This is a genomic window from Nonomuraea sp. NPDC005692, assembly GCF_040631115.1.
GTDB lineage: Bacteria > Actinomycetota > Actinomycetes > Streptosporangiales > Streptosporangiaceae > Nonomuraea.
In genome coordinates this window covers 113,942-139,956 of sequence record NZ_JBEXYU010000005.1, presented here as the reverse complement: position 1 = coordinate 139,956, position 26,015 = coordinate 113,942, and the positions used below count along the sequence as shown (strand labels likewise).

Below are 26,015 nucleotides of genomic sequence, written 5' to 3'. Positions count from 1 at the left end.
AGTAATCACAGTTTTTTCAGGCTTGATCGTGACGTTAGGCGCGCGGGTTATCCACAGAACCGCGTTCTCATGCCGGTGGCGTCAACCGGGACGCCTACTCTCGCTTCTGGCGCTACCTTGGCGCCCGAGGTCGAGCGAGGAGACGGCACATGCGGATCATGCTCACCGTGCTCGGCGAGCAGGGCGACCGTGACGTCGTGATCGACGGCGACGGCGGCGCCACGGTGGCCGGGGTGACCGAGGCGCTGAGCGGGCGCACGTCCATGGCGAAGGTCGTCCACCTGCCGCGGACGCGCGCGCCGTACGGCCTGGCGCCCGAGGCCGGGGTGCGGGGCCGGGCCGAGGCGCGCATCCCCCGTCCGCGCGTCCCCGACCGGCTCGACGTCCCGGCCGACGTCCCAGCCGACGTCCCCGGTGATTCCGGCGCGCTGCTCTGGCGTGACGGGCGTCCGCTCGATCCGCGGGCGCCGGCGGCGGCCGTCCTGCGCGACGGCGACAAGGTCACGCTCGATCCGCGCCTGGCCCGCGCCACCGTGGTCGAGGAGCCCGGCGGGGTGGCCGAGGTCCGCGTGATCGGCGGCCCGGCGGCGGGGGCGGTCCACCGGCTGGGGCTGGGCGTGCACGTCATCGGGTCCGACCCGACCTGCGCGATGGCCGTCGCCGACCCCCTCCTGGCCGCCGAGGCCGTCGCCGTGCGGGTGACGCCTGACGCGATCACCGTCGAGCGGGCGCACCGGCAGAGCCCCGGGCAGACCTCCAGGCTCAAGCTGAAGGGGCGGTGGGCCGAGGAGGTCGCCGAGCTGACCGCGCGGGTCGCCGAGCGGGAGGCGGCCGAGCTCGCCGCCGAACAGGGCGACGTGCCCGAGCTCGACGGCAGGGCGCTCACCGGGTCCGCCGAGTGGCCCGACCAGGCGGTGCTGACCTGCGGGTCCTCGGTGTTCGTACTGACCTCGATCGAGCCGAAGGACGCCCACCTCGCGCCCAGGGGCGAGGGCGGGCTCGCCTACAACCGGCCGCCCCGGCTGCGCCGCGCCGAGCCGGAGCGCAGGTTCGTCAAGCCCAAGGAGCCGACCAGGTCCGAGGGCATGCGGCTGCAGTTGCTGGCCGCGCTCCTGCCCGCCGTGCTCGGCGTGACGCTGGCCTTCGCCCTGCACGCCCCCTACTACCTGCTCGTCGCCCTGATGACGCCGATCATCATGATCGGCCAGTGGGTCAGCGACCGCCGCCACGGCAGGAAGAAGCACAAGCAGGCGCTCAAGGAGTTCGGCGAACGCGTCCGGGCCTACGACGAGGAGGTCGAGCGGGCCAGGGCCGCCGACGAGGCCGCGCGCAGGTCCGACGCCCCCGACCCGGCCCAGGTCCTGCTCACGGCGACCGGGCCGCGCAGGCGTCTGTGGGAGCGGCGCATCCATGACGCCGACTCGCTGCGGCTGCGCGTCGGCCTCGCCGACCTGCCCGCCAACCTCGACCTGTCGGAGGAGCAGGGCGGTCCGATCGAGCCGCCGCTCTGCCGCGCCGTGCCGGTGGCGCTGGCCATGCGCCGGCTCGGCGTCGCGGGCGTCACCGGCCCGCGCGGGGCCGCGACCAGCCTGGCCGGCTGGCTGATCGCCCAGGCCGCCACCCTGCACAGCCCGCGCGACCTGGCCATCGTGGTCGTGTCCGCGCGCGCCGACGGCGAACGCCGCTGGGGCTGGACGCGCTGGCTGCCGCACTGCGCCCCGCGCGCGGGCGAAGACTGCGTGGCGCTGGTCGGCACCGACCCCGAGTCGGCCGCCCGCCGCGTCGCCGAGCTGGCCGCGCTCATCGACGAACGCCAGAACACCGCCATCCCCGAGTTCGGCAAGATCCCCACAGGCTGGGACGATCTGGGCGGCCCCGAGAAACCCAGCTTCTCCTCCTACGACGTCCGTCCCCATGACGTCCTGGTGATCCTCGACGGCGCCCAGATCCTGCGCGGCCTGCCCAACATGCCCCAGGTCCTGCGGCAGGGCCCCCGGTCCGGGGTGTTCACCCTGGCCATCGACGACGACCAGCGGCTGCTGCCCGAGGAGTGCCAGACGGTGGCGGCGTGCGGCTCCGACGGCCTCGTACGCCTGCTCGGCGGCGGTCTCGACGTGATCGGGCCGGTGCTGGGCGACCTGGTCTCGGCCGCCTGGTGCGACCGACTGGCCAGGGCCCTGTCCCCCATCCGCGACGTGAGCCGGGACGATCCGTCGGGCAACCTGCCCGGAGCCGTCCGGCTGCTCGACCTGATGGGCATGCCCGACCCCTCCGGCAAGGAGCTGGCCGGCCGGTGGCGGGCCCGTGGCACGACCGAGGCGCTGATCGGCGTCGGCCCCGACGGCCCGTTCTCGGTCGATCTCAAGCTCGACGGCCCCCACGGGCTGATCGCCGGCACCACCGGCGCGGGCAAGTCCGAGCTGCTGCAGACGCTGATCTGCTCGCTGGCGGTGGCCAACCGGCCCGACCAGCTCACGTTCGTGCTGATCGACTACAAGGGCGGCGCGGCCTTCAAGGACTGCGTACGCCTGCCGCACACCGTCGGCATGGTCAGCGACCTCGACGGGCACCTGACCCAGCGGGCTCTCGACTCGCTGGCGGCCGAGATCCGGCGCAGGGAACGCCTGCTGCTGGCCGCGGGCGCCAAGGACATCGACGACTACACCGGCCAGGCGCCCATGCCGCGCCTGGTGCTGATCATCGACGAGTTCGCCGCGCTGGTGGCCGAGCTGCCCGACTTCGTGGCCGGTCTGGTGGACATCGCACGGCGGGGCCGTTCGCTGGGCATCCACCTGATCCTGGCCACCCAACGGCCGGCCGGCGTGGTCACGGCCGACATCCAGGCAAACACGTCGCTGCGGATCGCGCTGCGGGTGACCGAGCCCGCCGAGTCCACCGACGTCATCGACCTGCCCGACGCGGCCGCGATCTCCAAGTCCACCCCTGGCCGGTGTTACGTGCGGTCGGGGGTGGGGGCGGCGATCGCCGTCCAGACGGCCAGGGTGGGCGGGCGCAGCCCCGCGCGCGTTCCGTCCGCCGGCGCGCCGGTCGGGCGGGTTCGGGTGCTCGACGTGGACTGGCGCTCGCTCGGCAGGCCGCTTCCGCCGCCTCCCGAGCCGGCGGAGGAGTCGGCGGTCACCGATCTCGGCCTGGTCGCCGACGCGCTCGTCGAGGCCGGCCGGTTGGCGGGCGTCCCGGCCCAGCCGAGCCCGTGGCTCGACCCCCTGCCCACTCATCTGGTGCTCGACCTGCCCGCCACTCCGCCGGTGACCGCCTCCTCGGAGGGCTCGTTCGAAGCCGAGCTCGCCGGCCCGCCGTACGAGGGGAGTGGTGGGGGCTTCGGGGAGGTGGCGCCGTTGGCGTTCGGGGTGACCGACCGTCCGTGGCGGCAGGATCGTTGCCCGCTGGCGCTCGACCTGGCCAACGGCGGCCACCTGCTGATCGCGGGCGCCCCGCGCAGCGGCCGCTCGACGGCGTTGCGGACGATCGCGGGCGCCATCGCGGCCCGGACGTCGCCCGCCGACGTGCACGTCCACGCGGTGGACTGCGGCTCGGGCGCGCTCCTGCCCGTCATGGCGATGCCCCACTGCGGCGCCGTCGTCACCCGCGACCAGATCGAACGGGTGGAGCGCCTGCTCGGCCGCCTGCGCGCCGAGGTGGGCCGCCGCCAGCAACTACTGGCCGAGGCGGGCCACGCCTCGCTCGCCGAATACCGCCAGGCCGGTCACCGCCTGCCGTGGCTGGTGTTCATGCTCGACCGCTGGGAGGGCTTCGTCGCCGCGTTCGAGAGCTACGACTACGGCCGCCTGATCGAAGCCCTGCTCCAGCTCCTGCGCGAGGGCCCGGCAGTAGGGTTGCGCGCGGTGGTCACCAGCGACCGGTCCGGCCTGCTCGGCCAGGTCTCGACGGTCTTCGACGACCGCCTGCTGCTGCGCCTGTCCGACACGTCCGACTACGGGCTGGCCGGGTTCCCGCTCAAGGGCCTGCCCGCGTCCATGCCTCCGGGGCGCGCCGTGTCGCTGGGCGAGCACGGCATCACCGAACACCACATCGCCCTCCTCTCCGCCGACCCCGCGGGCCCCGCCCAGGTCGCCGCGCTGCAGGCCCTGGCCCGCGGCGCGAGCCCGCAGGCCGCCGGGCGTGGGGGGCGGCGCGGCGAGGGCGAACAACCGCTGCGCGTCGACGCGCTGCCGATGCGGGTCACCGCGTCCCAGACGATGGACCTCGATCCGGCGTTCACTCCGCCGTCCCCGCTGTGGGCGCTGGTCGGCGCGGGTGGGGACGCGCTCGCCCCGCTCGGCGTCGACCTGCTGGCCCACGGGCCGGGCGCGGTGATCGCGGGGCCGTCGCGGTCGGGGCGGTCGTCCGTCCTGGTGACGGCGGCGCGATCGCTCATCGCCGCCGGCACGCCGGTCGTCGCCGTCGCCCCCAGACGAAGCCCGCTGCGCGACCTGCCGGACGCCGTGGCCGTCCTGGACGGGAACGCCGCCAACCTCCCCGAACTGGTCGCGGACCTGGGCCAGTACGTCGTGGTCGTGGACGACGCCGAGCTGGTCAACCCGGACTCACCGCTGGGCACGTCCCTGGAGGAGGTGCTCCGCTCGGGCAGGGACGGTGATCACGGCCTGCTGATCGCCGGCTCCACCGGTGACCTGGCGGTCGCCTATCGCGGGTTCGTGGCGGAGGCACGCAAGTCCCGTACGGGCGTGCTTCTGGCGGTCCAGGGCCCGACCGACGGCGACCTGTTCAGCATCCGTCTGCCCCGCGGCGCAGGCGGCGGCCCTCCGGGCCGCGGCCTCCTGGTCACCACCGGCAACATCACCCCCATCCAAACAGCCCTCCCAGACACCCCCTGACCCCACCCACCCAAGCCGCCCACCGAGCCTCCCGCCCCCGAACCACTCAGCCATCGCCACGTGGCCCCTCCCGCGTCGCCCCCCTCGCGAACCGAGCGGGACCGGTGACCGGTGCGCGAAATTGGGGACCAGGCTCGCTGGCCGGGAAGGCGTACATGCCCGCCCACCCCGAGCCAGCCCCATCGTTCCCCCACCCACCCCCATGTGAGCCGCGCGGGTATGGCAGCCGGTTCGCGAAATCTGCGGACCAGGCTCGTAGGCCGGCTCTCCACCCCCATCCCCACATGTGAGCCGCACAGGTCCGGCGGCCCATGCCTGGCGTCCGGGATCAGGTCCGTCGGACGGGACGGTGTACGTCCCTGCCCACCCAGAGCCAGCCCTCCCGAGTCCCCACCGCGTGCCAGCCGACGCAGGTTCGCAGGCCCATGCCTGGCTTCCGGGATCGGGCTCGTCGGACGGGAAGGCATGCAGGCCCCGCGCCGCTCCGCGCCGGCCTTTCGAGTCCCCGCCACGTGTGGACCGCGGGGGTTCTGGGGTGGTGTGTGGGTTTGGGGTCAGGAGTCGTCGGCGGGGAGGGTGTACATGCGGACGTACAGGGGGCGGGCGTCGGGTGGGGCCTCGTCCGCGGGGTGGCCGTATTTCAGGAGCAGGGCTACATAGGCGTCGTGGAACTCCCTGAGCTCGTCCTTGGTCATGCGGGCGAGCCCTCGGGAGCCCTTCACCCAGTCGGGGTCGGCCTGGAAGGCGGCGGGGAGGCGGTCCAGCAGGGCGCGGTCCTCCTCCAGCCCGATCCGGTGGAACTCGATCAGGACCGCCTGATCCTCCGGGCCGAGGTCGCCGGGCTCGGGGAGGCGGATGTCCCTGGGGAGCTTGGCGCGGCGCCACCAGCGTTCGCGGCCGGAGGAGCGTTCGGGGATCTCCTCGATGAAGCCGTACTTCTCCAGTTGGCGCAGGTGGTAGCTGGTGGTGCCGGTCTTGGCGCCGAGCAGCTCGCCGAGGGTGGTGGAGGTGGCGGGGCCGTGGATGTTCAGGTGGGTCAGCATGCGGCGGCGCATGGGATGGGCCAGGGCCTTGAGCCGGTCGGGATCGTGGAGCACCAGGGGCTCGTCGTCCTTCATGAGGAGCAGGCTAGTCCTTGAGAAGGATATCTGCAGACATGTCTTTGCCGAGATCTCTCTGCAGACTACTGTCGGCAGTATGCGAAATGTCTTTACGGCCTCTGCTGCCGTCTCCCTCAGCGCCGTCGCCGGTGCCGTGTTATGGCTGAGTACGCCCGGACTGGGTCGTGCCGCCCCCGTCGCCGACCTCACCCCGAGGACCGCGACGACCGCCAACCGCACTTCGGGCGCCGCAACGACCGGCGATCTCGTTTCTAAGGCCGCGACGACCGGTGAAGGACGGGTCGCCGCCGGGGTCGGGTCGGTCCTGCTCGACCGCACGGGCCCGGCGGTTCCCGGCGGCCTGACGGTTCCGGATGACCTAACGGTCCATGACGTGACGTTCGCCGGCAGCGGCGGGCTGGAGCTGCATGGCAGCGTGATCAGCCTGTCCGCCAACGCGACCAGCTCCTCCGGCGCCGGCAGCGCGGCCCAGTCCGGGGGTACGGCCCAGGTCGGGGGTACAGCCCAGACCGGAGGCACGGCCCAGACCGGAAGCGTGGCCGGGTGGGGACGGAACGACGCGGCCGGGGAGGGGCGGAACGGTCCGGCTGGGGAGGGCTCGAGCGGTGTGGCCGGGCGGGCTGGGGTTGTGTTGGTGCATGGGGCGGGGACGGGCACGCGCCGGGAGAAGCTGCTGGGTGAGGCCGTCGCCTTCGCCCGGCAGGGCCTGACGGTGCTGATCTACGACAAGCGTTCGGCGGGCTACTCGCTGTTCCACCGGTCGTACGCACAACTCGCCGAGGACGCGCTCGGCGCGGTCGCGACGCTGCGCAAGGAGCCGGGGGTCGATCCCGGCAAGGTCGGCATCTGGGGGCTCAGCGAGGGCGGGTGGGTGGCGCCGCTCGCCGCCTCGAAGTCCAAGGACATCGCGTTCGTGGTGGTGGTCGGGGCCAACGCGCTGCAGCCCCTGCGGCAGCAGTCGTGGGCCGTGGCGGCCGGGTTGCGCAAGGCGGGGGTCGGCGGGTCGCTGGTCGAGCACGCCGAGCCGAAGCTGTACCGGGTGATCGCGGACGGGGGCATGTTCCCTGAGCCCTACTACGATTCCGAGCTGGTCCTGGCCGCGGTACGGCAGCCGGTGCTGGCGATCTGGGGCGTGCACGACCTGCTGACCCCGCCCCGCGAGACGCCGCCGCTGTTCCGCGCGGCGTTGGAGAAGGGCGGCAACAGGCGGTACACGTTCCGGTTCTTCGCGAAGGCCGATCACGCGGCTCATGTGACCCCGGACGGCGGCATCACGCGTCTGCCCGAGCTCGCTCCCGGTTACGCCGAGCTGGTGGGCGGCTGGGTGGCGAAGGCGACCTCGGGCCAGGCTCCGGTCGCGGAGGTGTCGGGGCCCGCGCCCGTCCAGGCGGAGGACTCCGTCGGGGCGCCGCCTCCGGCGTGGTGGGAGTCGGCCTTCGCGCAGACGGTGGTGCTGGCGCTGTTCCTGGCCGGGTTCGCCGGATATCCGGCGGTCGCCGTGGTCCGGCGGATCCGGGGGCGCGGCGCGGCGCGGGGCACGCCGGGCGGGGGGACGGCGGCGGCTCGGGTGGTCAGCGCCGGAGGGCTCGCGGCGGCGCTCGGCGGGTTCGCCTACCTGTTCTATCTGATCTCCACCGGCGGGAAGCTGGCCGCGCCGGGGCCGATGCTCCTCGGCAGGCCGCTCGTCTGGCTGGCGCTGCAGGCCGTGGCGGTGGCCACCGTCGTGGCGACGGCGCTGGTGGCGCGCAGGTGGCGGCGGGAACGTGCGACCGGCGAGCGGGTACGGCTGGGCCTGCTCGTCGCGGCGGGTGTGGCCTTCGTTCCGTGGGCGTTCTATTGGGGTTTGCTACTTCCGTAGGGGTTCATGACACAAGAGCGTTCTATGCTGATCCCTGCGAAACGGGAGAGGTGAGATGCAGACCCGGAAGGACCTCTACCAGGCTCATCGGCTGATGCAGCAGCGCCTGGGCATGGCGTTGCTGCAGGCTGAGCCCGATGTGCCGGAGACGCCCATGCGGCGGCACAACGTGGCGATGTTCTGCGGCGTGCTCGTGGGCGTGCTCATCGCGGCGGTGTTCGGCATCTGGGGGCTGCTCAAGCCCGGCGGCGCGACGAACCTGACCGAGGCCGGCCAGCTCCTGGTCGAGGAGGAGACCGGCGCCACCTACGTCTACAGCCAGGAGCAGGCGCGGCTGCTGCCGACGGCCAACTACGTCTCGGCGCTGCTGCTGCTCGACGCGACCGACTTCAAGGTGCGCAACGTCTCCGCCGCGTCGCTGGCGACGCTGCCACGCGGGCCGCTGGTGGGCATCGCGGGCGCGCCGGACAGCCTTCCGGCCCGCGAGAAGCTGGTCAAGGGCCCGTGGTCGGCCTGCGTGACCGAGCCGGCGCAGGCCGCCGGGGCGCGGGGGCCGTACGTCACGCTGGTGGGCGGACAGGACGTCGGCGGCAAACCCGTGGGCGGCGAGGCGCTGGTCGTCACGGACGGCCAGCAGGGCTGGGTGGTCTGGAACGACCGGCGCATGAAGGTGACCGACACGGGTGTGCGCGCGCTCAACGCGCATCCCAGACGAGTGCCCTCGACCTGGATCAACGCGATCCCTCCCGGCCCCGACTTCATGCCGCCGCCCATCACCGGCCTGGGCCGGCGCGCCGTCGCCCCCGGGGGCGGCAAGGGGGCGGTCGGTCAGGTCTACACCGTGAAGGGCATGGGCGGGGCTCCCGACCGCTGGTACGTGCTGCTCGCCGACGGGCTCGCCCCCGTCAACCTGACCCAGGCGACGCTGCTGCTCGCCGACCCGAGGACCAAGGCCGCGTACGGCAGGCGCGCCGCCGTCCCGATCGACATCGACGCCGCCACCGCGAACGGCAGGACCTCCCGCCAGACCCTCACGGTCGGCGGCCTGCCGACGAGCCTGCCCAGAACGGTCACGTCCTCGGCGGCGCTGTGCGCGGTGTACGCCGACACGCAGAACGGCTCGGCGCAGGCGAAGATCACGGTCGGCGCGACGATGACCATCCCCGTGCCCGCGGCCCGGAGCGACCAGGAGCACTTCGACCAGGTGCTGCTGCCCGCCGGAGGCGCGGCGCTGGGCGGCCTGCTGCCCGGGGACGGCCAGAAGGCGTTCATGCAGACCTACTTCCTGCTCACCGACCAGGGCAGGAAGTTCCCGCTGCAGACCGGGGACCAGATCAACAAGCTGGGGTACGGCGCCGAGGACGTCACGCCGGTGCCCTACAACCTCGTCCACCTGATCCCGGAGGGCCCGGCGCTCGACCCGACGGCGGCGCGCTCGCCGGTGCAGGTCACGGCCCAGTGAGCGGCGCCCCGGCCCGGCGGCGGACACCGGGCCGGGGCCGCCGCACGGGGTGCGGGGCTAGATGAGGCCGCTGCCGGGCAGGTTCATGCTCGGCATGCCGCCGTTCTTCCGCTGCAGGGTGCCGGGCGCCCCCTCTTCGGTGGGGGACGCGTATTTCAGGGCAGTGGACGCGAAGTCGGGCTTGGGACGTCCCTTGTCGATGTTCTGGGTCATGAAGGCGCACATGCCGTTCACCATGACGAGGAGGCCGGTCAGCATCGCCACGGACTTCACCTTCTTGCTGACGATGTTCCTGAGTGCCGTGCCGAGCGCCGTCAGGAAGGTGCTGATCGTGACCTTGGCCGCGACCCTGCCCACGGGGAAGAGGTAGGACACCACCTCATACGCGGCCAGTGCCGCCATGGCGACGCTCACGACGCAGGCGACCTCGACGGCCCAGTGGTAGAGCGTCGCCATGTGGTTCATGCCGTCGCCGACGCCCTTGAAGTACGTCGAGGTGACGTCCAGTTGCTCAGCGAACGTGTCCACGGCCTCGCTGAACACGAGGTAGGCGGGCCCCTTCCAGTACCCCTTCTCCTCGATCACCGTCTTCAGCTTGACGAGCTCGTTCTTGATCTCGGGGAGGTGCTCCGCGGTCGCGCCGACGGCGGGCGCCGCCCACTCCACGGCCGCCTTGGCGATGTCCCCGGGGTTGGACACGAGCGTCCCGATCAGGAGCGCGATGTTCCTGGCCATCGGGTACTGGCTCAGCACCAAGGCGGACGCGCTGGCCATGGAGGCCGCCGTGATGATGCGCCACCGGTCGCTGTCGTACTCGCCCATCTCGCCGTCCCCTTTCTCACTCGCCGAGGACCGGCGGTGCGATGTCCATGTCGTCGAGCCAGTCGTTCTCGTCGCCGCGTACGTACTCCGGCTTTTCCCGCTCGCGGTTCTGCTCGTTGCCGGCCGCGCCGCCCGACATGGGCATGAACGGCATGCCCGACATGCCGGCCGCGCCGGCGCCGCGCAGGCCGCCGGCGCCCGCCGCGCCCGCCCCCGCGACGGTCCCGCTGCTGCCCGAGGAGCCGGCGTAGCCGCCGGATGTGGGGAACTCGGTCGGGATGCGGCCCGCGATGTTGCCGGTGCTGGGGATGGCGGAGTTCAGGGCGGCGGGGTCGAGCCCGGCCAGCTTGGTCTGGGACGGGTCGGGAACGTTGCTCTTGAGGTCCGGCATCTCGGTGTTGTGGTTGAGCTGGTCCGCGATGGACGGCGTCTTCGGAAGGTCGGTGTTGATCGAGTTGGGGTCGGGGTAGTCCGGCTTAGAGAGCTTGTCGTCCGGCAGCTTGTCCGTCGGGAGCTTGTCCGTCGGCAGCTTGTCCGTCGGGAACTTGTCGTCCGGGAACTTGTCCTTCGGCAGCTTGTCGTCGGGGAGCTTGAGCTTGTCGTCGGGGAACTTCTTGTCCGACAGCTTGTCGTCCGGGATGTCCATCGGCGGCATGCCACCGCCGCCGCCACCGCCGAGCTTGCTCAGGTCGGGCCCGCCCGGCCCGCCCGGCCCCTCGGGCCCGCCGGGCCCGGCCGGATTGTCGTCGCCGATCGTGCTGATCAGGCCGTCGTTGTCCTTGTCGACCTTCTCGTAGTTCTTCTCCAGCTGCTCCAGCGCGGTCTTGTAGTCCCGCAGGGCGCTCCTGGCCATGCTGATCGCACCGGTCGCGCCTTCCTTGATCTGATCGTGGGCGTAGGACAGTCCGATGCCGACGATCCCGAACCCTGGGAAGTCGACGTGGATCCCCTTCGTGTTCGTCTCGATCTTGCCCATGCCGGGCTCATGCTCGGCCATGTCGCCGCCGAGCTCACTGATCTTCTTGTCCTTGAACTGGATCGTCGCTCCGGTGAGGGAGCTCCCGTACGGGTTTTGCCCCAGACCAGGGGTGGCGTTCTCTCCTGCCCCCATCTCACCCTCCCTGTCCGAAAACTGCGTTTTGCACAGTCCTGGCTACGATATCGACAAATATCAACTTTTAGCGTGAACACTTCGCGAATGATCTAGACTCGCCGTTGATCAGGATGGCAGCCTTTCCCGTATGCGGATCAAGACCCTGATTGTGGGCGTGTGCGGCATCGCCGCGCTGCCCCTCACCGGCACGAGCGCGGCCAGCGCCAGCGCCGCCGTCGTCCACCAGCTTCCGTTCCCGTGTGGCGAGACCTGGACCGGCGACAGCAACGACAGCAGCGCGCACACCGGTGGCTACGAGATCGACTTCAACGGCTCGTACGGCGACGGCAACAACGACATGGGCCGTACCGTGGTGGCCTCCGCGGCCGGCAAGGTGATCATGTCGGAGTACCGGACCGCCGACGGTTTCGGCAACGTGGTCAAGATCCGGCACGCCGACGGCGGCGTGTCGCTGTACGCCCACATGAAGAAGCGCACGGTCTCCGTGGGCGCGAACGTCGCGCAGGGCCAGCAGGTCGGCCAGGTGGGCAACACCTCGGCCAAGTACAGGGGCATCATCGCCCACCTGCACTACGAGCAGCGCACGTCGTCGGGCAAGATCACGGCGGCCAGGTTCAACGGCACCACCTTCGGCTACAGCCACCAGACGCTGAAGTCGAACAACTGCCAGGGCGGCGGCGGCACGCCCGCCCCCGCGAACCCGGGCAAGCCCAGCACCGGCGGCGGCAACCCGTACTCGGCCGAGCAGGTCTGCGGTGCGGGCTACAAGCAGATCGACTCCGCGCCGCTCGGCAACCAGGGCCGGGTCGTCCTGCTGTACTCGGCCTCCACCGGCCAGAACTGCGTCACCACCCTGCGCAACAGCGGCTCGGGCAAGGCGGCCGTGCGGGCCTACCTCGAGGTCAAGGGCAAGGCCAGGAGCACCGACGCGGGCAGCTACCAGTACTACGCCGGTCCGGTCCGGGCCAAGGCCCTGCGTACCTGCGTCAAGTGGGGCGGCGCGGTCGGCTCGAACGCGTACGACAGCCCCTTCGAGCACTGCGGCTGACGCGACCGCGCGTCCATGAGCGGGGCGGCGCCTCCGGGCGCCCCCCATGCCTCCGTTCCCCCCGGGGGGAACGGCCTGCAGGCGGGTAGCGGGCCGGTCGCGAGGATCGGCCCGCAGACGTGGTGCGGCGGCTCCGGGCGCCGGGCGGGCACGCAGTGCGGCCTCAGGTGAGCGTGCTCGGCGTGGTGCCCTCCGGGCCGCCCCACACGTCGTCGTCCTCGGCGAGCCAGGTCGAGTTCTCGTTGTCGTTCTTCTCCCCGCCCTCGCTGCCACGAGCGGGCATTCCGCCCATCATGCCGGGAGAGACGAAGCCGGTGCCGCCGCCGGCGCCGCGCATGGCGGCGCCCGCCGCCCCGCCCTCGCCCGCTCCGAAGCCGCCGCCGGCCCCCGATCCCACGCCGCCGCCGTAGGGCGAGCCGCCCGTCGACGTCGTGGGATAGGCGCCGTTGGGCATCCCCGACATGGACGGGTCGTACCCGGCCAGCTTCGTGCTGCCGTCGCCGGTGCCCGACGGAAGGTCGGCGGTCGAGGGCGCGTTCGGCGCGGAGCCCAGCGAGCCGCCGTTCAGGGCCGAGGAGTCGGCCCCGCCGTACGGGTTGTCACCGGGGTCGTAGCCCTGGACGCCGCCGGCGTTCACCCCGGAGCCGTTCGTGCCGGAGCCGTCGGGGTAGTGGCCCGCCGGGTAGGCGCCCGCTCCCCCGTCACCCGGCACCTTGCCGTCGATGTAACCGGGGCCGCCCGGCACCGCGTCCGGGCCGAACGAGGACACGGGGAAGTTGCCCGCCCCGCCCTTGCCGTTCAGGTCCGGGGCGCCCGGCACGTCCCCGCCGCCGGCGTTGAAGTCCGGGAGCTCGGGGACGCTCGGGTCCGGCAGCGCTGTCTGGACCTCGGCGGGCAGCTGCTTGTAGTGCTCGACGATGCGCTCGTTGACCTTCTTGAGGTGCTCGACGGCCCGCTTGTCCCCGCGGTACAGCCGGTAGAACGGCACCCGTCCGGCCCAGTCCACGTCGCGGTCCGTACGCGAGTCGTGGTCCATCGACTCGACCACGTTGGCCTGCGCCCAGTTCAGCGTCTCGCCGTACCCGTGGAGCGGGCGGCCCATCTCGCCGAGCTTCCTGGCCAGCTCGCGCACGCTGGCGTGCAGGGTCTGGAGCTGCTTCTGCGTCTCGACGGCGGCCGGGCCGGTGTAGTTCTCGGCCAGCTCGGCCGCCTTGGTCTTCAGGTCACCGGCGAAGCCGTTCAGCAGCGTCTCGGCCCGCGTGTAGTAGAGGCCGGCGAGCTTCACCGACTCCGGGTCGGTGGCGTCGATCCACTTCTTGACCTTGTCGAGCGTGTCGGTGAACATGCTCCCCATGAACGACACCTCCGGGGTGGAGGTGTCGACCGGGCCGGTGTTGTAGATGAGCTTGAACGTCTGCTTCTTGGGCTCGGCCATGGGTGTCAGACCTCCCGCCGCGCGGCGGCTTCCTCGGTCGCCTGCTCGGCGCCGCCGGACGCCTTGGAGATGTCGAGCAGCGCCTCCACCGTGCTGTCGCCCTGCCCGACCATGGCGGCGTACAGGCCGCCGGTGGAGCCCGACTCGCCGATCAGCTGGGAGTAGGCCGAGTTGACCGCCAGCGCGAAGTGCATGGCGGCCGGCCATTCGCCCATCTGGTTCTGGCTGAGCGCGCAGTAACGCTGGAGATCGGGCAGCGAGCCGGCACCCGCGGGCAGCTGCGGCCCGGGGGCCTTCTCCCCCGGCGCGGTCAGGAACTGCGTCACCGGCGGGAGCGAGGGTGTCTTGAGCTTCTTGAGCAGCTCGCCCAGCTCACCGGCGATGCGCTTGATCTCCGTGCGGTTGGTGAGGTTGTCCTTGTCCCCGTCGAGGCCGGGCCAGTTGCTGTCCAGTTCGAGCGCCATGGCCGCCTCCCTAGCCGATCACCGGTGAGATGGAGCCCTCCTGGTGGCTCCACACGTCGTTGTCCTCCTTCAGGAGGGTCGAGGTCTCGACCTGTCCCTCCTCGGGGGCCGGTCCGCCGCCGCCGCCGAACGGCATGAACGGCATGCCGGCGCCGCCCATCGCGCCCGTCCTGGCCGCCGCCGCGGGCGCGCTGCCCTGGACGTACGACCCGGGGCCGCCGATCACCGCGGGCGTCCCTGCGGACGGCGAGGGGTAGGCGGGCTGGGTCACGAGCGGCTGGTTCGGGGTGCCGGGGTACCCGGGGGTGGTGGTCGGGTGGTAACCGGCGGTCTCGGTGGCGCGCGGGTCGCGGGTGTCCACGTCCTGCGGCTGGGTGGCGCGGTCGTCGGTGGTGTTGTTGTCGAGCACCGGTGGCGTGGTGCCGTCGCCCGTGGTGGCCGAGCCGCCGGTCCCTGATCCGGTGCCCTGGCCGCCCGGCTGGTCGGAGCCGGGCGTGTCCGTCCCGGGGGTGTCCGGCTGGTCGCCGCCCGGGGTGTCGCCGCCGGGGGTCTGGTCCCCTGGGCGGGGGTCGGTGCCGGTGCCGCCGTCATGGCCGCCGGTACCGCCGCTGCCCGAGCCACCGGAGCCGCCCGATCCGCCGGATCCACCGGAGCCGCCGTGCGTGCCGCCGCCGGTCGAGCCGCCCGTGCCGCCGCTGTCGTGGCCGCCGCCGGTCCAGTACGAGCCCTTCGTGTACGGCGAGGGGTCGGTGAGCGGCATGTCACGTTCGGGAGCCGGCGCCTCGGCGGGCTTCACGTCGGGCAGCTCGACGACGACGCTCTCCGGGATCCGGAAGTCGTACAGGTCGACGATGTGGTTGTTGAGCTTCTCCAGCGCCCGCCGGGCCACGTCGGCCTGCATCTCCGCGGGCGACTTGGTCGGCCCGGGGCCGGGCTCCGGCAGGTTGTGCGAGGTCACGGGCCCGAGCACCGGCGGCGTGTGCGACGGCGACGGCGTCGCGGACGGCGGCTTCGGGGCCGCGCCCGGCGAGGGCGCCGGGACCGCCGTCTTCTGGTTCTTGGCGGCCTCGACCTCCTCGATCGCCTTGGGCAGGTAGTCGCGCCCGTAAAGGATCAGCGCCTCGGACATCTTGTCCATGGCTTCGGCGATCTCGCGCCCGGAGGCGTTGAGCAGCTGGAGCGCCAGCTGCGCCTGGGCGGAGGTGTCCGACCGCCAGGCGCCGGACAGATCCTTGCCGATCTGGGGCAGCGCGTCGGCCACCCCGCGGATGACCTTGGCCACCTGCTTGTAGGACAGGCCCCGGTCGTGCACCTCCATGGCGGAGGTCGCCTTGAGCCATCCTTCGATCTGTTCCCGCGACGCGGTGACCGGCTCGCTCTTCGGCCGCCGGGAATTGTCACGGATGTCGACCTTGCGCTCAGCCAACGCTGCTCACTCTCGACCCGGGTTCGTCTTGGCGTAACTGTCGGCGCTGTCCCTGATCGCCTTGACCAGTTTCTGGCAGCACTCGACGTAGTCCTGGTACAGGGCGGTCAGCAGCGCTCCGCGGCCCTCCATCGACACCAGGCCGCCGGGGTCCGCGCCGGTGCTGCCCACGCTGTGCGCGAGGGCGCTGGCCGCCGGCCACCGCCCAATGTGCTCCTCGCCCAGCGCGAAGTACCTCGTGAGGGTCTCCACCGAGCCGGTGACGCCGTCCCTGTTGCCGCCGGCGCCCTGTGTGAGCGCCAGGGCGATCTCCAGGTCGTCGGCGATGGCGCGCATCCTGCCCACGTTGTAGTAGAGCTCGGCGTCGGTGTCGTCGAGCCCCGGCCACGGTTCGGGTTCGAGCCCGGCCATGATCCTCCCCTCACCAGGCTCGGCCACCGCGCGGGTGGCCGAGCAGAGAACGTCAGCCGTCGTACCAGATGGACTTGTTGCGGTTCTCGGCCGCGCGGTAGTTCTCGTTCGCGATCTGGACGGCCTTCTGCAGCTCGTCCAGCTGCCCGCGCATCTGGGCGGCCGCGGCCTGCCACTTCTGCTCGTGCTGCCGGAAGAACGTCTCGGCGCCGTCCGGGCCCTCCCAATGGCCGGCCAGGTCGTTCTTCAGCCGGGTCATCAGGTCTTCGGTGGCCTTCTCGAAGGAGCCGAGGATCTTGATGAAGTCGCCCTGGGCGAGCTCCATGTGCCCAAAGTTGACTTTGGTGAAGTCGAGCTCAGCGGACACCGCGGTCCCCCTCCTACTTGATGTCGACGTTGATCAGGGACTCGACGCGGCCCATACCGGCCTGGACGTCCTCGTCGGCCGCGGAGTAGACGACCGCGTTGACGCCCATCTTGTCGGCGATGTTCTCCAGGTCGGTCCGTACGTTCCGCATGGAGTTGTCCCAGCTGACCATGGCGTTCTTGAACCTGGCCGCCGCCGGGCCGAGCCATCCGGTGTTGAGGAGACCGTTGGCGGTCGTCTCAACCGACACCCTCAGACCCTCGATGTACTGGGCGGTGTCCACCACGTGGCCAGAGGCCACCTTGATCTGGCTCGGGCTTGCCCCAAAGAATTCGGACACTCGTCACCTCCGTAACGATCATTTCGGTCGCTTACCCATATAAGCACCAAAGGCCCCATGAGTAACAGCGGACTCAATGGCCAAGATGTAACAACTTCTCGACATGTCAGCAAACGCCCTGGTCAATCACAGGTCCAGTTCGCGGCGGATCCTGTCGAGTTCTCCCATTACGTCCTCGAAGGCACGTTCGTAGCTGGCCTCGGCCTTCCGGACCTCGCGCAGCGCCCGGTCGGGGTTCTCCAGCATGCGCATCGGGTTGCCGCTCACGCCGAACATCTCGGTCAGCAGCTCGTCGGCCTGCCGGTTCAGGTCGGCGGTCGCCGCCGCGATGGCGTCCTGGATCCGCTCCGACAGCTCGGCCGCGCTCAGCCGCATCGCCTTCGGCTGGATGTCCAGGGTGCGCAGGCCCTCCTGGGTGTACTCGACGACGATCAGGTGCCCTTCGTCCTCTCCCCTGCCCACCAGGGCGGACATGGCCTTCTGCAGCTCCTCGGACTTGCTGAGCTGCTCGTCCATGCTGCTCAGGAGCCGCTCCATGTCGATGTTGCCGAAGTCCCCGAAATCCGTCACCGACACCATCCCTCCCATAGGGCACATCCGTGCGAGTTAACCACAATCAAGGCTTCGTGGTGTTCACTTCGGGGACGACCCAGTCGAAGTTCTGGTAGCCGGCGGGCAACTGGCCTGGCGCGGCGGGCTCCTGGAAGGAGGGCAGGTTCTTGGCGTTGATCGTGGCCCGGCCGAAGTCGATGGCGGCCGCGCCCTCCGGCAGCACGAAGCCGAACTGGTGCTGCTTCCTGACCAGCGTCCCGAGCACCTGCATGCCACCCCTGAGCAGCTGCGCCAGCGCACCCGTCATGACCGCGGCGGCGCTGATCATCGCCGTGCCGACGAGGTGCTCCAGGATCATCCCGGCCGCCGCGACCTGCGGCACCGGCATGATCTTCATCCGCAGGGCCGCGAGCAGCAGCGTGATCCCCGACACGACGGTCGAGCCGATCTGCATCCAGTAGTTGCGGACCCCGGCGGCCACCTCGTCCAGCACGCCGCCGATCTCGCCGAACGAGTTGCGCAGCGCGCCGATCTCCTGATGGAACAGCGCCTGCACCCGGCCGAACTCCGTCTGGTCCGCGGCGATCCAGCCGGTCCTGGACGTGGCCAGGATCTGCGGCATGAGGTTCTTCACGCCGTCGTCGAGGCGGGCGCTGATGCCGTACTTCCAGGTGTTGGCCGCCTCGGCCATGGCGAACTCGTCGGCCGCGCCCACCGCCACGATGCCCGCCACAGCCACCAGGTACGGCGAGAACCGGCCCACGCTCCTCAGCAGGTTCAGCACCCTCGTGCTGAGCGACTCCGCGGCGCCGGCCCCGGCGCCGACCGGGCCGAACTTGCCGGTGGCCGGGTTGAGCGGGATCGACGGCGTTCGCGGCGGCCCGACCGAGCCGCCCTTGTTGACCGCCTTCAGCAGACCGCCGCCGCCCGAGCCGCCCCGGCCCTTGTTGATGGCGTTGAGGTAGGGGTCGCTCATGCGCGGTACTGGATGATGCTGGCGTCCTCGGCCGCGCGCCAGTTGCGCTCGCAGACGGTCAGCGCGCCGCACCAGCCGTCCAGGGCGCCCTCCGCCTCCGTCATCAGGCCCTCGGCGCGGTCCATGACGGCCTCGTACGTGCCGCCGATGATCATGTTGCCCAGGACGCCGAAGCCCAGGCCGTCCACGGCCGTGAGCGGGACCAGGCCCTTGACGAAGCCGATGATCTCCTTCTTCAGCTCGGACTCCACCCGTTGCCGCGTCTTGCCGATGGTCGCCGAAGTGATATGGATTTCCCGATTCGTTGCCACGACGCCCGATTGTTGCGGCGCCTTGCCCCTGTTGCAGCACTCCCTGCGCGGTTTTCTTGATCACTTCAAGGCCCGGCCAGCAGCCGCTCCCCGTTCGTTAACCTCCGGACGATGGCGTGCCGACATGGACCCCATCGACTTCGACCCCGACGACCTCGACCGCGTGATCAGCGAGAGCGAACGCTCGGTCCGCAACCTGGCCGGCGCGCTGGACGAGCTCAGCCAGGTCACCGGCCAGGGCGAGAGCCGCAGCGGCGCGGTCACCGCACGCGTGGACGCGGGCGGCCGCCTGGACGACCTGCGGCTGGCGCCCAGGACGAGCCGCATGGAGCTGGACGAGCTGACCGAGGAGATCCTCCAGGCCGTCCGCGCCGCCCAGGACGACCAGGCGCGCCGGCTCAGGGACGTGCTCCCGCCCACGTCGTTCGGCGGCCTGTCGGCCGCGGCCGTCACCCGGCAGTTCGAGGACCTCCAGGACGGCTTCTCGCGGCAGATGAACGACCGCCTCGACGCCCTGGAGACCATCCGCCGCCGCGCCCTGTCGGACGGCTGAGCCGGTCAACCGGCCAGGCCGCGTACCCAGGAGTAGACCTCAAGCACCCCGAGCGCCAGCGGCACCAGCGCGACGATCAGCGCCCATTCGGTGATGTCGGCGGCCCTCCCCCAGAACGGCGAGGGCCTGCCGCCGGGCAGCCACACGCCCATGCCGACGACCACCATGGCCGCCCACAGCAGCCCGAGCACCACGGCCACCGAGGTCACGCCGCCCACGCCGATCCCGACGGACACGGCCACCGCGCCGAGCGCGGCCAGCCCGACCAGCAGCAGCCACAACCGCTGCCCGACGCCCTGGAACACCCGGGCCCGCATGATCTGCGTGAACGCCAGCACCAGGGACATCGCCACCGAGATCCACCGGCCGTCCACGACGAACATCGCGTGCGCCCCGGCCCCGACCAGCGCGACGCCCACGACCATGCCGGTCGCGTACCGCCGCGCCGCGCCGGTGCGCTCCAGCACCGAGGCGCTGTCGAGCCGCTGGTTGTCGCCGCGCAGCTCCTCGGCGTTGGTGGGCATGACCGGCAGCGGCACGCGGGCCAGCCGGAAGGACAACACGGGCACCAGCGGGCTGAGCGCCATCACGACGGCCGCGCCCACGGCCGCCACGCCCGCGGGCGACGCCCCGGTCACCATGACGACGGCCGCGCAGACCGCGCCGGCCATCGAGGCGATGGCCGTGCCGAGGAAGCCCGGCACGCCGTCCGCGATCGCGGTGCCGCCGAGCGTGGCCACCAGCGCGGTGCAGGCCAGGGCCCCGAGGAGTTGCGGCGCGCCGACGGTCATCACCCCGCCGCCGGCCGCCGGGGCCAGCAGCCCGGCCAGGAACGCGTACGGGAGGGCGGCGTACCCGACCAGCGCGCCGGAGCCCGAGTCGCCGACCGCGCGGGAGATGGCCATCCCCACGCCGACGACCAGCAGCGCGAGCGACCCGGCCACGATCGCGGTCACCAGCGGGGTCAGGCCGCCGAAGGCCAGCGCCACGGCGCCCGCGACGAGCAGCCCGGCCGCCGCGCCGCCGCCGAGCCCGCGGGTCAGGTCGGGCGACCACTTGCCCTTGCCCTCGCGCACGCCGGTGGCGACCACGTCGGCGACGTCGTCGAACCTGGCCGGCGGCAGCGACACCGCGCGCGGGCGCAGGTAGAGGATCTCGCCGTCCAGCACGCCCAGCGCGCCGAGGCTCTGTCCCAGGTCGAAGGGAGGGCCGCCGAGCCGCTGGAGGGTCCAGCCGGGTGCGGTGGCGATGTCACCGCCCAGCTCGCCCATGGCTCTGAGCAGCCCCGGGAGGACGTGCGGCAGCGGGATGTCGGCGGGCAGTGCCAGGTCGGCCCTCCGGCGCGGCCCTACCACCGTCACGTGGCACAGCGGCGGGAGCGGAGCGGGCACCTGGTGCAACGCGCCCTGCTGTGGAGGGGGGATTTCGGCCAGCGATGTCACAAACACAACATAGCGAGGCAGAGTTAACTCAGACCTCAACTCGGACGTTAGGCACATCTGGTAAGAAGGTTCTTCCGAGCACCAGAAGGGCCTGTCACAAGGGTGAGCATCGTCGTAGTACGGCGCCCGGAGCGCCGCCCCAGCCCGAAGCCGCCGCGCGGTGAGATCCTGCTGGAGTCCCCACCGGAGATCCCCGAGGTCCAGTCGCAAGGCATGATGGCGGTGCTGACGTACCTGCCGATGGTGGCGGGCGCGGCGGCGATGGGCCTGATGTTCACCGCCGGGGGCACCAACGCCAACCCCATCATGTACGTCGCCAGCGGCCTGTTCGCGTTCTCGATGGTCGGCATGACGGTCGGCCAGATGGGCCGCCAGGCGGGCGAGCGCAAGGCCCGGCTCAACGGCGCCCGCCGCGACTACTTCCGCTACCTGGCGCAGATCCGCAAGAAGGTGCGCAAGGCGGCCATCCAGCAGCGCGAGGCCCTGGAGTGGAGCGGCCCGGCCCCCGACACCCTGTGGTGGACCGCGATGGGCCCGCGCCTGTGGGAGCGCCGCCCCCGCGACGAGGACTTCAGCACGGTACGCCTCGGCACCGGCATCCAGAAGCTGGCCATCCAGCTCATCCCCCCGGACTCCAAGCCGGTCGAGGACCTGGACGCCCTGTCGGCCGGCGCGCTGCGCCGCTTCATCCGCACCCACTCGACCGTCGAACGCCTCCCGGTCGCCGTCGCGCTGCACTCCTTCGCCCGCATCAAGCTGGACGGCGACCCCGCCCTGGTCCGCGACCTGGTCCGGGCGATGATCGCGCAGATGGCCGTCTTCCACTCCCCCGACGACATGCGGATCATGGTGTGCGCGAGCAAGGAGTGGATGAGCCACTGGGAATGGGTCAAGTGGCTGCCGCACGCGCTGCACCCCGAGGAGACCGACGGCGCCGGCCAGGTCAGGCTCATGGCCGAGAACCTGACCCAGCTCGACCGCCTGGTGGGCGGGGAGCTGAAGGAGCGGGCCCGCTTCAAGCCCGGCGCCTCGCCGGACGCGCTGCCGTACCACGTGCTCATCCTGGACGGCGGCCACGTGCCGCAGGACTCGCAGCTCGGTGCGGACGCCATCGACGGCGTCACCGTGATCGACCTGTCGAACTCGGCCGGGACCGTCGAGGAACGCAGCACGCTGCGGCTGCGCATCGACGCCGCCGGCTTCCACATGGTCAAGCTGGACCACGCGGGCCGCGAGAACACCAACCGGCTCGGCGACCCCGACGCGCTGGACTACCTGCGCGCCGAGGGGCTGGCCCGCCAGCTCGCGCCGCTGCGCGCCTCCTCGGCCAAGGGCGGCGACGCCCAGGACGTGCTGGCGGTGAACACGACGCTGACCGAGCTGCTCGGCGTCGGCGACCCGACCCGGCTGGAGCCGTCGGTGACCTGGCGGCCCCGCGCGGGCCGGAACCGGCTGCGGGTGCCGATCGGCCTCGGCGCCGACGGCCGGCTGGTCGAGCTGGACATCAAGGAGTCCGCCCAGGGCGGCATGGGCCCGCACGGCCTGGTCATCGGCGCGACCGGCTCGGGCAAGAGCGAGCTGCTGCGCACGCTGGTGCTCGGCCTGGCGGTCACGCACTCCTCGGAGATCCTCAACTTCGTGCTCGTGGACTTCAAGGGCGGCGCGACCTTCCTCGGCCTGGACGGCCTCTCGCACGTCTCCGCGGTCATCACGAACCTGGAGGACGAGCTGCCGCTCGTGGACCGCATGCACGACGCCCTGCACGGCGAGATGGTGCGCCGCCAGGAGCTGCTGCGCGCGGCCGGCAACTACGCCTCCCTGCGCGACTACGAGAAGGCCCGCGAGCAGGGCGCCAACCTGCGCCCGCTGCCCACGCTGTTCGTCATCCTGGACGAGTTCAGCGAGCTGCTGACGGCCAAGCCCGAGTTCATCGACCTGTTCGTGATGATCGGCCGGCTCGGGCGCTCGCTCGGCGTGCACCTGCTGCTGGCCTCGCAGCGGCTGGAGGAGGGACGGCTGCGCGGGCTCGACACGCACCTTTCGTACCGGATCGGTCTGCGGACGTTCTCGGCCATGGAGAGCCGGGTCGTGCTGGGGGTGGCCGACGCCTACGAGCTGCCGTCCGCGCCGGGCAACGGGTACCTGAAGTTCGACACGTCCGGCATGACCCGGTTCAAGGCCGCGTACGTGTCCGGCCCCCACCAGGTCGACCCGCGGCACGTCGCCACCACCGACGGCTCGGTGACGGTCCGGGAGATCGTCGAGTACGGCCCCGACTTCGTGCCCGTCCCGATGGTCGAGGAGCAGCCCGAGGACCCCGCGGTGCAGGAGGAGAGCAACAAGGCGCAGCAGAGCCTCCTGGACATCGTCGTCGGCCGCCTGGTGGGCCAGGGGCCGCCCGCGCACCGCATCTGGCTGCCGCCGCTGGCCGAGCCGCCCACGCTCGCGCACCTGCTGCCCCCGCTGTCGGTCACGCCCGAGCTGGGGCTGTCCACGGCCGGGTGGACCGGCCGCGGGCGTCTGCAGGCCGTGGTGGGGATCATCGACCGGCCGTTCGAGCAGCGGCGGGACCCGTACTGGCTGGACCTGTCCGGCGCGGCCGGGCACGTGGGCGTGGCCGGCGGCCCGCAGAGCGGCAAGAGCACGGTCCTGCGCACGCTGATCACCAGCATGGCGCTCACGCACACCCCCCGCGAGGTGCAGTTCTACTGCCTGGACTTCGGCGGCGGCGCGCTGGCCTCGCTGGAGGGGCTGCCGCACGTCGGCGGCGTGGCCTCCAGGCTGGACGCCGACCGGGTGCGCCGCACGGTGGCCGAGATCGCCTCGGTCCTGCGCGACCGGGAGCGGGAGTTCACCGAGAACGGCGTCGACTCCATGAGCACCTACCGCAAGCGGGTCGCCGACGGCTCGCTCCAGGGCGACGGCTGGGGCGACATCTTCCTCGTCGTGGACGGCTGGCTGACGATCCGGCAGGACTTCGAGGCGCTGGAGCCGGTCATCACCGACCTGGCGGCGCGCGGCCTCGGCTACGGCATCCACGTGGTGGCTGCCACCGGCAAGTGGTCGGAGTTCCGGCCCGGCATCCGGGACCTGTTCGGCACGCGGGTGGAGCTCAAGCTCGGCGACGCGTACGAGTCCGAGATCAACAGGAAGAAGTCGCTGGCCGTGCCGGAAGGCGTGCCGGGACGCGGCCTGACCAAGGACGGCCTGCACTTCCTCGGCGCGCTGCCCAGGATCGACGGCGTGCAGGACTCCGACGACCTGGCCACCGGGCTCCAGGGCCTGGTGCAGGCGATCGGGGACTCCTGGCAGGGCCCGCCCGCCAAGCAGGTCAGGCTGCTGCCGTCGGTGCTGCCCGCCGCGTCGCTGCCGGGCGTGGAGGAGACCGGCAAGTCGCGGATCGCGATCGGCGTGGACGAGGCCGCGCTCGCGCCCGTGCTGATCGACTTCGACGCCGACCCGCACTTCGTCGTGGTCGGCGACACCGAGAGCGGCAAGTCCAACATGCTCAAGGTGATCGCCGAGAACGTCGTCGCCCGGCACACGCCGCGCGAGGCCATGATGATCGTGATCGACTACCGCCGGTCGCTGCTGGACACGGCGGTCAGCGAGAACCGCATCGGCTACGCCGCCTCCAGCGCCGCCGCGCTCGAACTGGTCAACGACGCCCGCAACGCCCTGCTCAAGCGCCTGCCGCCGGCCAACCTCACGCCCGAGCAGCTGCGCGCCCGCGACTGGTGGAAGGGCTCCGACCTGTACATCGTGGTCGACGACTACGACCTGGTGGCCACGTCCAACAACCCGCTGCTGCCGCTGGTCGAGCTGCTGCCGCAGGCCCGTGACATCGGGCTGCACCTGATCATGTCGCGGGCCATGGGCGGCCTGGGCCGGGCCATGTTCGACCCGGTGATCCAGCGCGTCAAGGACATGGCCAGCCCCGCGGTGATCCTGTCCGGCAGCAGGGACGAGGGCTTCCTGTTCGGCAACGTACGCGCCCAGCCGCAGCCTCCGGGACGCGGCTTCGTGGTGGACAGAAGGTTCGGCTCGCGGCTGGCGCAGACCGCGTTCTGGCCGCCGGCGGAGGAGGAGTGATGGCGGGACTGGACATCCACTTCGAGGCCCTGGACGACTGCCGCATCGCGGCCCATGCCGTGGCGAACAAGTTCGGCGACCTGGCCGACGGGTTCCCCGCCACGGCCGTCGACTCCTCGATCTTCGGCAAGCTGGCCGGCTCCTCGGCCCTCGCGACCGTCGTGGACGGGGTGGAGGGCGTCACCGACGGCGAGTGCGGGAAGGCCAAGAGCCTCGTCCAGAGCGTCGAACGGGCCCTGGACCTGGTGGAGAGCAACGTGCGGAAGGCGAACAACCCGTCATGAGCGCACCGGAGGCGATCAACGGCCTGCCCGGTGGCCCCGCCCTGGCCGCGCTGGCCGACCAGGTGAGCGGCAACCCCGGCGCGATCCGCGGCATCGCCGCGCGCTGGCGTACGGCCGCGGGCGAGGTGCTCGCCGGCTCGGGCGAGCTCGGCAGCGCCGTCACCACCGTGGACCTGGCGTGGGAGGGCGACTCGGCGGACGCGTTCGTCCGCTACATGTGGGACTACGGCAGGGCCGGCCAGGGCCTGCACGACGCGCTCAACTCCTGCGCCGACGCGCTCGACGCCGCCGCCGGCGTGCTGGAGAGCTCCCAGCGCCGGGTGGACGGCATCTGCGACCGCCTGCTCACCAGCGTGCAGAACTACAAGAACGCCAACCCCGACGCCAAGCCGGAGGACCTGAACGCCGAGATCGCCCGCCTGGTGCGCGAGGCGACCGAGAACGCCGGGCAGCCGGTCAAGGACGCCAAAACCGCCGTCACCGACGCCAAGGAGGCCATCGACACCGCGCTGGGCGAGCGCACGATGACCTTCGCCAAGATCAAGGCGGCCGGCGAGCAGGAGGGCGAGCACAGGTTCGTGCCGGACGCCGAGCACCGGCTGGACTGGCGGCGTACCCAGAGCTACACCTCGCCCTACTCGGGCACCGGCGGCAGCCCCATCATCGGCGGCTACGGCCCCAGCGGCCCGCCCCCGCCCGCGGGCGGCGGGCCGGCGCCCACGGGCAAGGTGAAGCAGTGGATCGAGGAGGCCGTCGCCATCCTCAAGGAGCAGGGCTACCCGGTCGGCAAGATGAACGTGGACGACATCTGGATGATCATCCAGCACGAGTCCGGCGGGAACCCGCACGCGATCAACCTGTGGGACTCCAACGCCGCGGCCGGGCACCCCTCCAAGGGGCTCATGCAGACGATCGACCCGACCTTCAACGCCCACGCCCTGGACGGCCACCGGGACATCTACAACCCGGTGGACAACATCATCGCGGGCGTGCGCTACTCGATCGAGCGCTACGGGAGTGTGTCCGCGGTGCCGGGGGTCGTGGGCATGAAGACCGGGTCCGGCTACCGCGGATACTGAGC

21 protein-coding genes are annotated in these 26,015 nt (G+C 71.9%); 8 read left to right on the top strand and 13 right to left on the bottom strand.

Annotated features, from left to right (window positions below; translation table 11 throughout):
* Positions 1-149: 149 nt before the first annotated feature.
* Entirely contained in the window at positions 150-4,856 is a 4,707-nt protein-coding gene (locus ABZ459_RS13660; RefSeq protein WP_357969984.1) for an FtsK/SpoIIIE domain-containing protein, read from the top strand.
* A gap of 554 nt (positions 4,857-5,410) precedes the next feature.
* Here the strand turns inward: ABZ459_RS13660 and ABZ459_RS13655 are convergent.
* A complete protein-coding gene (locus ABZ459_RS13655; RefSeq protein ID WP_357969981.1) occupies positions 5,411-5,974 on the bottom strand; it encodes a helix-turn-helix domain-containing protein in 564 nt (187 codons plus the stop codon).
* A gap of 631 nt (positions 5,975-6,605) precedes the next feature.
* Here ABZ459_RS13655 and ABZ459_RS13650 point away from each other — a divergent pair.
* Both ABZ459_RS13650 and eccB read left to right on the top strand, forming a co-directional pair.
* A complete protein-coding gene (locus ABZ459_RS13650) occupies positions 6,606-7,835 on the top strand; it encodes a prolyl oligopeptidase family serine peptidase (protein ID WP_357969979.1) in 1,230 nt (409 codons plus the stop codon).
* Positions 7,836-7,890: 55 nt separating this feature from the next.
* Positions 7,891-9,297, top strand: coding sequence for a type VII secretion protein EccB (gene eccB / locus ABZ459_RS13645; RefSeq protein ID WP_357969976.1), 1,407 nt, complete (start codon positions 7,891-7,893; stop codon positions 9,295-9,297).
* A gap of 57 nt (positions 9,298-9,354) precedes the next feature.
* Here the strand turns inward: eccB and ABZ459_RS13640 are convergent, their stop codons facing one another.
* Both ABZ459_RS13640 and ABZ459_RS13635 read right to left on the bottom strand, forming a co-directional pair.
* Entirely contained in the window at positions 9,355-10,119 is a 765-nt protein-coding gene (locus ABZ459_RS13640; RefSeq protein WP_357969973.1) for a hypothetical protein, read from the bottom strand.
* 16 nt (positions 10,120-10,135) lie between these two features.
* A complete protein-coding gene (locus tag ABZ459_RS13635) occupies positions 10,136-11,230 on the bottom strand; it encodes a hypothetical protein (RefSeq protein ID WP_357969970.1) in 1,095 nt (364 codons plus the stop codon).
* Positions 11,231-11,360: 130 nt separating this feature from the next.
* Between ABZ459_RS13635 and ABZ459_RS13630 the strand changes: the two genes are divergently transcribed.
* Positions 11,361-12,281, top strand: coding sequence for a M23 family metallopeptidase (locus ABZ459_RS13630; protein ID WP_357969967.1), 921 nt, complete (start codon positions 11,361-11,363; stop codon positions 12,279-12,281).
* A gap of 163 nt (positions 12,282-12,444) precedes the next feature.
* Here the strand turns inward: ABZ459_RS13630 and ABZ459_RS13625 are convergent, their stop codons facing one another.
* From ABZ459_RS13625 to ABZ459_RS13585, 9 genes are all read right to left on the bottom strand, one after another.
* Positions 12,445-13,716, bottom strand: a complete 1,272-nt coding sequence (locus tag ABZ459_RS13625) for a hypothetical protein (RefSeq protein WP_357969964.1) — start codon at positions 13,714-13,716, stop codon at positions 12,445-12,447.
* 5 nt (positions 13,717-13,721) lie between these two features.
* A complete protein-coding gene (locus ABZ459_RS13620) occupies positions 13,722-14,180 on the bottom strand; it encodes a hypothetical protein (RefSeq protein ID WP_357969962.1) in 459 nt (152 codons plus the stop codon).
* A gap of 10 nt (positions 14,181-14,190) precedes the next feature.
* On the bottom strand, positions 14,191-15,606 hold the full coding sequence (locus ABZ459_RS13615) for a hypothetical protein (RefSeq protein ID WP_357969959.1): 1,416 nt from the start codon (positions 15,604-15,606) through the stop codon (positions 14,191-14,193).
* Between the two features lie 6 nt (positions 15,607-15,612).
* The gene (locus tag ABZ459_RS13610; RefSeq protein WP_357969956.1) at positions 15,613-16,017 is read right to left on the bottom strand and encodes a hypothetical protein; all 405 of its coding nucleotides are present in this window, start codon (positions 16,015-16,017) and stop codon (positions 15,613-15,615) included.
* A gap of 52 nt (positions 16,018-16,069) precedes the next feature.
* On the bottom strand, positions 16,070-16,384 hold the full coding sequence (locus ABZ459_RS13605; RefSeq protein ID WP_357969953.1) for a WXG100 family type VII secretion target: 315 nt from the start codon (positions 16,382-16,384) through the stop codon (positions 16,070-16,072).
* A gap of 13 nt (positions 16,385-16,397) precedes the next feature.
* On the bottom strand, positions 16,398-16,724 hold the full coding sequence (locus ABZ459_RS13600) for a WXG100 family type VII secretion target (RefSeq protein ID WP_357969950.1): 327 nt from the start codon (positions 16,722-16,724) through the stop codon (positions 16,398-16,400).
* 126 nt (positions 16,725-16,850) lie between these two features.
* Positions 16,851-17,303, bottom strand: coding sequence for a YbaB/EbfC family nucleoid-associated protein (locus ABZ459_RS13595; RefSeq protein WP_357970654.1), 453 nt, complete (start codon positions 17,301-17,303; stop codon positions 16,851-16,853).
* Between the two features lie 37 nt (positions 17,304-17,340).
* On the bottom strand, positions 17,341-18,252 hold the full coding sequence (locus ABZ459_RS13590; RefSeq protein ID WP_357969947.1) for a hypothetical protein: 912 nt from the start codon (positions 18,250-18,252) through the stop codon (positions 17,341-17,343).
* Positions 18,249-18,503 (bottom strand): hypothetical protein, encoded by a 255-nt coding sequence (locus ABZ459_RS13585; protein WP_357969946.1) that lies wholly within the window; start codon positions 18,501-18,503, stop codon positions 18,249-18,251. The genes ABZ459_RS13590 and ABZ459_RS13585 overlap by 4 nt, the downstream gene beginning before the upstream one ends.
* Before the next feature lie 184 nt (positions 18,504-18,687).
* Here ABZ459_RS13585 and ABZ459_RS13580 point away from each other — a divergent pair, with 184 nt between their 5' ends.
* A complete protein-coding gene (locus ABZ459_RS13580; RefSeq protein ID WP_357969943.1) occupies positions 18,688-19,116 on the top strand; it encodes a YbaB/EbfC family nucleoid-associated protein in 429 nt (142 codons plus the stop codon).
* 5 nt (positions 19,117-19,121) lie between these two features.
* Here ABZ459_RS13580 and eccD read toward each other — a convergent pair whose 3' ends face one another.
* Entirely contained in the window at positions 19,122-20,477 is a 1,356-nt protein-coding gene (gene eccD / locus ABZ459_RS13575) for a type VII secretion integral membrane protein EccD (RefSeq protein ID WP_357969940.1), read from the bottom strand.
* 183 nt (positions 20,478-20,660) lie between these two features.
* On the opposite strand from eccD, the gene eccCa reads away from it, so the two are divergent.
* The 3 genes from eccCa to ABZ459_RS13560 are packed head-to-tail and all read left to right on the top strand — an operon-like array spanning position 20,661 to position 26,013.
* On the top strand, positions 20,661-24,650 hold the full coding sequence (gene eccCa, locus ABZ459_RS13570; protein WP_357969938.1) for a type VII secretion protein EccCa: 3,990 nt from the start codon (positions 20,661-20,663) through the stop codon (positions 24,648-24,650).
* Positions 24,650-24,934, top strand: a complete 285-nt coding sequence (locus tag ABZ459_RS13565; RefSeq protein ID WP_357969935.1) for a hypothetical protein — start codon at positions 24,650-24,652, stop codon at positions 24,932-24,934. The genes eccCa and ABZ459_RS13565 overlap by 1 nt, the downstream gene beginning before the upstream one ends.
* Entirely contained in the window at positions 24,931-26,013 is a 1,083-nt protein-coding gene (locus ABZ459_RS13560; RefSeq protein WP_357969932.1) for a transglycosylase SLT domain-containing protein, read from the top strand. Before ABZ459_RS13565 ends, ABZ459_RS13560 begins: the two co-directional genes overlap by 4 nt.
* Positions 26,014-26,015: the final 2 nt, after the last annotated feature.